General features: G+C 58.9%; 5 protein-coding genes. 3 read left to right on the top strand and 2 right to left on the bottom strand.

The window, feature by feature from the left end:
- Positions 1-1,221: alkyl sulfatase dimerization domain-containing protein (locus tag KBY93_RS13190; RefSeq protein ID WP_315856415.1), on the top strand; the 1,221-nt coding region annotated here is incomplete at its 5' end.
- An 8-nt stretch (positions 1,222-1,229) separates the two neighbouring features.
- Here the strand turns inward: KBY93_RS13190 and KBY93_RS13185 are convergent.
- On the bottom strand, positions 1,230-2,123 hold the full coding sequence (locus KBY93_RS13185; RefSeq protein WP_255094893.1) for a neuromedin U: 894 nt from the start codon (positions 2,121-2,123) through the stop codon (positions 1,230-1,232).
- Between the two features lie 819 nt (positions 2,124-2,942).
- On the opposite strand from KBY93_RS13185, the gene KBY93_RS13180 reads away from it, so the two are divergent.
- Together KBY93_RS13180 and KBY93_RS13175 are read left to right on the top strand one after the other, a co-directional pair.
- Positions 2,943-4,232 carry a chloride channel protein gene (locus tag KBY93_RS13180; RefSeq protein WP_255094892.1) on the top strand — a complete coding sequence of 430 codons (1,290 nt, stop codon included), beginning with the start codon at positions 2,943-2,945 and terminating at the stop codon, positions 4,230-4,232.
- A 222-nt stretch (positions 4,233-4,454) separates the two neighbouring features.
- Positions 4,455-5,309: a transglutaminase family protein gene (locus tag KBY93_RS13175; RefSeq protein WP_255094891.1), complete on the top strand. Its 855-nt coding sequence runs from the start codon at positions 4,455-4,457 to the stop codon at positions 5,307-5,309.
- Between the two features lie 95 nt (positions 5,310-5,404).
- Here KBY93_RS13175 and KBY93_RS13170 read toward each other — a convergent pair whose 3' ends face one another.
- Complete coding sequence (locus KBY93_RS13170) at positions 5,405-6,490, bottom strand: DUF389 domain-containing protein (RefSeq protein ID WP_255094890.1); 1,086 nt, start codon at positions 6,488-6,490, stop codon at positions 5,405-5,407.
- Positions 6,491-6,560 lie beyond the last annotated feature (70 nt).

The following is a 6,560-nucleotide window of genomic DNA, read 5'->3' as shown; positions in this document are numbered from 1 at the left end:
CTGGCGTCAACCCGAAGAAGTGTGGATCAACAAGCCACCAGAAGAGCCAGAACCGACCCTGGCGCTACCATCAATCCAGGCCGCCTGAATGGCAGCCAAGGAGTGACACCTTTCCTGAAAGTTACCGCCCTCGTCAGAGATGCGTTGGAGTGGTCAAAGAAGATCAGTGAGGCCCTCTACCTCTTCGGCAAAGACGCCGAAGTCATGTTCGCCTCTCACAGCTGGCCCCGTTGGGGCAATGAACGGATTCAGGAGGTGTTGCGCACCCAGCGCGATACCTACGCACACCTTCACAACGAGGTGCTGTACCACGCCAATAAAGGGATTACCATCAATGAGATTGATAATGTCTATCAACAGCCAGAGAGCCTCAAACGCCAATGGCCAGCTCGTAGCTACCACGGCTCGGAAGAACACAACAGCCGCGCCGTTATCAATCGCTACCTCGGCTACTGGGATGCGAATCCCGCCACGTTGATACCACTCTCACCCAGCGAATCAGCCCCTCTGTATGTGGAGATGATGGGGGGAGCCGAAAAGATCATCGCCAAGGGGCGGGAACTCCTCGCGCAGGGACAGTATCTGGGTGCGATAGAAATTCTGAACAAACTGGTCTATGTGGAGCCTGAGAATCAGACCGCCAAAGATCTTCTTGCCGATGCTTTCGAACAGGTCGGCTACCAGAAGGAAAGCTCAAGCGTCCGCAACAGTTTCCTGGCAGCAGCCTTCGAGCTACGAAACGGCTTCCCCAGTGGCGTCACCACTCAGCCTGTTAACCCTGACACGGTCCGCGCCATGCCCACTGAGCTCCTGCTGGACTTTCTTGGCATCCGTCTCGACAGCCGGAAGGCCGCTGGCATGTCGTTTGTCATCAATCTTGTCACGCCTGACAATGGCGAACAGTTCATCGTTGAGATGAGCAACTCAACGCTGACCAACAGCAAAGAGTTTCAGAGCCCCAAGGCCGACTTATCCATCGAAATCAACCGCAGCGATCTCGAATTGATCATGGCTGGCCTGTCAACGTTTGCCACTCATTCCGGAGAGGGGAAAGTCAAGCTTGATGGCGATGCCACGATTGTTCAGAAGCTCCAGGACGTGCTTGTCCAGTTCACTCCAGATTTCCCAATTATACCAGGAACCAAGACAGCTATGGAGGCGTCGGCAGAAAATCATGAACTCTTTGAGCAACCGGAGCCTGCAAGTTCTGCGGGTGGCTGATGCGCAGCCTACCCGCCGGTGGGGAACAGCGCCTGAATCTGCAGACGGATGGTGACGGGGCCCAGGAGGGTGTCGCCCAGCACCTCTGGACGGGCCACGTTCCAGAAGCCCTGCAACGAGGCGTTGAAGGGTTGGCTGCCGAGCTTGAAAATCCGACCGATTCCACCCCCGATCGGCACGGTCCAGCCCCTGCCATCCCTGGCAGTCCAGTCTGCCGTGATGACCGGGGAGCTGGTGATATACCAGCCATTGGCAAGGTTGTAACTTATGAACGGCTGAATCAGCATGGAATCAACCTCTCGCCCCCCTTCTCCAGCAAACGACCAGATGTTGTTGGCCAGCATGCCGGCCACCAGCGGCCCGCGTGTATAAACGGCAACCGCAGCAGGGCCGGCACTCCAGCGTTGACTGCTCAGTTGCACATCTGTGGCCGAAGGAATCACCACGGTGGGGCCGATCCCGAACTGAAAACGGCTACTGGTGCGTGGCACCAGAAACACGGTCGGATTGATATCGCCGATGCCGATGATGTCCGTGCTGCCAGCCAATGGCCGCTGAATCACGGGCACGATGGTGCGGGTGATCAGAAAAAAGTCGTTGTTCAGTCGAAATGGAACGACAGGTTGCACATTCCAGACATTCAGGGTGCGGTTGGCTCTAGCGGAAGGATCCAGCTCCCTGGGTGCCCACTGCGTACCTGGCGTCGCGTTCCACTGGATCGGCAGGCTGATCAGATTCGCAACGGGGTTCTGGGCTTCCTTAGCGAGGGCTTCGGTGTCGTCTTCACGAGCTTTCTGCTCAAGAACCGGCTGAGAATCCTGATCGGCTGGGGATGCCTCCTGCACTTGCTGACTGCCGGGATTGGCGCCACTCCAGAGCTCTGGCCCTTCGGCGAGGGTCACGGGGCCAAAGTCGAACCCTGCTCTGGCGGGATGATGAGTCGGGCTGGCCTCTGCCGTGCCCAGGGTGGTCAGCAACAGGGAGACTGCGCACACTGGTACCAGATGACGGGAACCGGCTAGCAGGGTCATCACTGGTTCAAGATCGTAGCAGAATGGTAACGTTATTGAACTAGTACGCCAACTCTTTCCGGTTCGGCAGTACTCCTGGCTTGGCGCGCCAGCTTCGCTCAGCAGCTCCGGCAGCGACTGGCTCTTTCTGGGCAAGGGGGCCATTCCGTCTGCTGCAGAGGCCTTGATCAGCACCATGATGTTCACACGATCCTGAGCCTCGGCCTGTGCCTGCGCCTTACCGCTGGCCATCAGCATGGCCCGCAGCATCGGAGGGGATCACCAGTTCGCGGCCCTGGTGCAGGTGGGAGCGGAGCTGCTGGAGATGATGCAGACGGTGATCAAGCCAAGGCCGGTCAGGGCCCTCATCAGGCCTGGCTTACGCGGGGCCTTGTCAGATTCAACTGAAATGGGAGTTCCCAGAATGAGAGCTTATGCGACAACTGAGCTGCCCTGAGCAGGCGGCACCTGAGGGACAATCTTTCTGGGTAGCCATAAGTGACCCCGAATTGATCCAGATCTTGGCACTTATCTCATGTTCAAAGTCCGAGCCTCATGGCAAGGCAGGATTGATGATAAGGACGTTCGCAGTGATAGGTTGCATAATGATCCAGTAGAGGACCAAGGCATTGCAACCAAATGTTAAGAGAGAAGCTGCGGCCTCTGATCGTCAACGTGAGTCTGTGGACTGCCGGAGGGATGCTCGGAGGCTTGATCGGCTCTCTGGCCGCTGTACTGCTGACTGAGGCGATTAAGCAAACTCTCGATATCACCTCTGGACTTACTGCCTGGCTACTGCTGCTGCCGCTGGTCGGAGTTACGTTAGCCGTGCTAGTCCTTTTTGGGCTGGGTAAGGGCCAATCCGTGCAGACTTTGGCTCCCCGTGAGGCTACTTCCTCTGGCCGCTGGGGATCTTTAATGGCCTGGTACTCTTTCCCCCGCGACATTGCCCGAGCTGATCTGACCGGTGATGTGGTGAACTCATCCGGAGCAGAAGAAAGCTTTCCCTGGAATCTGACACCCCTACGTGCCCTCGCCATCCTGTCCACGGTTGGGTTGGGTGCGCCTATGGGAACAGAATCCCCGGCAGCTCATATTGGTGTTGCAACGGGAACCTGGTTGGGTAGGTCAATTCCATCGCTGCACAAATTGGTACGGCCTCTGGCGATCGGTGGTGGGGCTGCATCCGTTTCTGCCTTGATGGGAATCCCTCTGGTGGGCAGCTTCTTCATGTTTGAGTTGAGTCAGCGACGCCAGGTTTCGCTCACTCCGGAGCGAGTGGCTGCGATGTTGGCTGGGGGCGTGGTTGGATGGGGAATCAACGTTGCCTTGAAGCTCCAGCTGATTCGGCTCATTGTGCCCAGGGTTTCCCCCGATGATTTCGGGGAGGGGGTGGCTGCCGCACTGTTCATCGGAGCGATTGCGGGCACGATTACAGCTCTTACAGGTGAGGCTATCTACTGGGCCAGAGGCTTGCGGAACAGGCCAATCATTCGTCTGCTCATCGGTGGCCTGGCGATGCTATTCCTGGCAATCGTGATAGGACAGGTTGCAACTCCAGAAGCGGCTTTTGGCCCAGGGGGAGCCGCAATTGTCTGGGCTGAAAACATTGAAACAACTCCTTACCACCTGCTGGCGGTAGCTCTGCTCCGGGCTGCCTCCACCACCGCTGCTGTCTTAGCCGGTGCTTGTGGTGGCGTGTTTGTGCCGTTTCTGGCGATCGGTGATCTGAGTGGCCGGGTTTTTGCAACTGCTTTTGGGGTTGCGGGGGATCTGGCGGGTGCCGCTGGAGCCGCAGCGGGTATTGCTGGCGGCTATCGCCTACCACTTACTGCCGTCGCGATGGTCTTGGGGGTTGGCGGCCCCCAAGGAGCACAGCTAACATCCCTCGCCACAGTAGTGGTCGGTGCTCTTGCTGGAATGGTGGCTGCACGGGCAGCCAATCAACTCTCAAGCTCCCTGCGTACGAAGAGTCGCCAGAAGCCAGTTACAGGTAACTAGTGTCAACCCTGGCTTAACAAACGTGATATCCTTGGGCGCAATCTCCGCGCTTCAATTCTCTTTGATAGATGAATTCAAGCCGGCGTGATATGGGATTTCTGTGGAGCCACTCGGAAAAGTACCTAGTTAAAATAAGCAACGCTTGTGGCAGGATTCTGAGCAACACTCCCTTGGCCATCGTAGGAACTTGACACATGCTTGCAATGATAAGACAGCAAAGCCATGACCGTCATCTACGACCTTGAGCATACCACCACTTATTACTACCGCCAGCCAGTGGCCTTTGGGGAACACCGTGCCATCTTCTTGCCCAGTGCCGGTCGTGAGCGGATTTTGAGTTACTCGGTAGAAGCCAATGTAGCAGTTAAAGTCCGATGGAAGATGGATACACTTTCCAACAATGTTGCGCTACTTGAATTGAGCGGATCCGCCAAAAAATTGAGAATCGCCTATCGGTTGAAGGCTGAACATTTTGGCATTCCCGAGATCGCCGCATTTCCCCTCGATGCCCGCGCCAAGACAGTTTCCGTGCAATACACTCCTGACGAGTGGATCGATCTGATGATGTTCATGCGTCCTCATGCTGAAGATCCTGATGGCAGCGTTGCCGCCTGGGCCAAACATTTCGTGGCGGGCGAACAAGTCGATACCCTGGATCTGCTCGATAGGATAATGGATTCCATTTGGAATACCTTTACCTATCAGTCCCGTGAGGCAGAGGGAACTCAGCCTCCTGGCGAAACTCTGCGCTTCCGAGCAGGCACATGCCGGGACTATGCCTGGCTGATGATTGAAGCGTTGCGGCGGCTAGGCTTTGCCTGTCGCTTTGTCAGTGGTTACCTCTACGATGCAGCCCTCGATGGTGGCGAAGTTGGCATGACGGGTTCTGGGGCCACCCATGCCTGGTTACAGGTTTACTTACCGGGAGCCGGCTGGCGTGCCTACGACCCTACCAACCGGATTACAACAGGATTTGATCTGGTCCGGGTGGCGATCGCCCGCCATCCCGGGCAGGTCATTCCCTTGTCAGGCTCCTGGCTTGGAGATGTTCAGGACTATTTGGGCTTAGATGTATAGGTATCGATTCGCAAACTTGGGACACTGCCAGAACTACAGGAGTCGCTGCACTGAAATGCAATTTGCGATTCGGAAGCACTTTCAGCAGGCGGCCCCTATTCGACCTTTGCCCCCTCCTTCCCGGGCAAGGGCAGGGCTGGGGCTGGCAGCACCTCCAGCTCGCGTGGATTGGGCGCGGTGTCCGGGCCGATCAGATCCACCGCGGTGCGTTGCACCACCAGCCGGAAGCGCCGCGGCGCCTGGCTGCGATTGATGAACGCCTGCACAGCCGCCACCTGCTTCGGCGTGGGCAGCTCTGGGTCGGTGACGCGCACCCGAGCGCGGATCACCGGCGGATTCTGCTCCCAGTCGATGCTGGTGTCGATCAGATCGATGGCGGGATCGGAGCCGAGCGTGATCGTGTTCGCCCGCAGCTGTTGCTCGATCAGGGTCTCCAGCCGCTGCGCAGCCACCTCCCTGCGGGAGCGGTCCAGGAGCCGGAAGAAGCTGCCGCCCAGCGGTATCACCAGCAAGGCGGTGAGCGCCACACTGGTGAGGCCCAGCCGGCTATGCAGGAGCCGGTGGCGGTAGGTCCCCCCTTCCAGGATCCCCAGGGTCGCCATTGCCCCCACCATGATCCCCAGCAGGTTGGTGGCGAACAGCAGCGATGCCCCGTAGGCCTGCTGCCAGTGGGCCGAGGCGAGCAGCAGCCCAACCACGCACATCGGCGGCACCAGGGCCACGGCGATCGCCAGGCCGGCCAGGGCCGAGATCGCGTCGCGGCGCAGCTTGGCGTACATCGCCACCGCCCCGGCCACCAGAGCCACTCCCAGATCCAGCAGGTTGGGGCTGGTGCGGGCCATCACCTCGCTGCCGAAGCTCGGTAAGGCCACCAGGTGGCCCACCGCCATCGCCAGCAGCACGCAGATCACCACCCCCAGCATCAGGGTGCGCAGGGCTCGCAGGAACATCGGCAGCCGCCCCCGCAGGATCTCGAACGCCATCGCCTGCAGCGGCAGGATCCAGGGGGCCACCACCATGGCGCCGATCACCACACCGGTGCTGTTGGCCAGCAGGCCCAGGGTGGCGATCAGGGTGGCCCCCACCGTGAGCACCACGAATACCTGGCTGAAGCTGGCCTCGTGCTCAAACTCCTGGCGCAAGGCGTCGAGCCGGGAGTCGTCGGGCGGGACCGTGCTCATCCCAAGAACTGGTGCTATTTGACGAAGCCCATGATGCGCCAGCCACCGTCAGGGGAGATCATCCACTTCC

It is taken from the genome of Synechococcus sp. J7-Johnson (assembly GCF_024345795.1).
Classification (GTDB): Bacteria; Cyanobacteriota; Cyanobacteriia; order PCC-6307; family Cyanobiaceae; genus Regnicoccus_A.
Note: the sequence above shows the minus strand (reverse complement) of the source record. Positions and strands in the feature narration are given on the sequence as shown.

Coding starts and splice junctions, on each gene's coding strand:
- KBY93_RS13175 (WP_255094891.1), top strand. CDS start 4,455: ATGACCGTCATCTACGACCTTGAGCATACCACCACTTATTACTACCGC.
- KBY93_RS13170 (WP_255094890.1), bottom strand. CDS start 6,490: ATGAGCACGGTCCCGCCCGACGACTCCCGGCTCGACGCCTTGCGCCAG.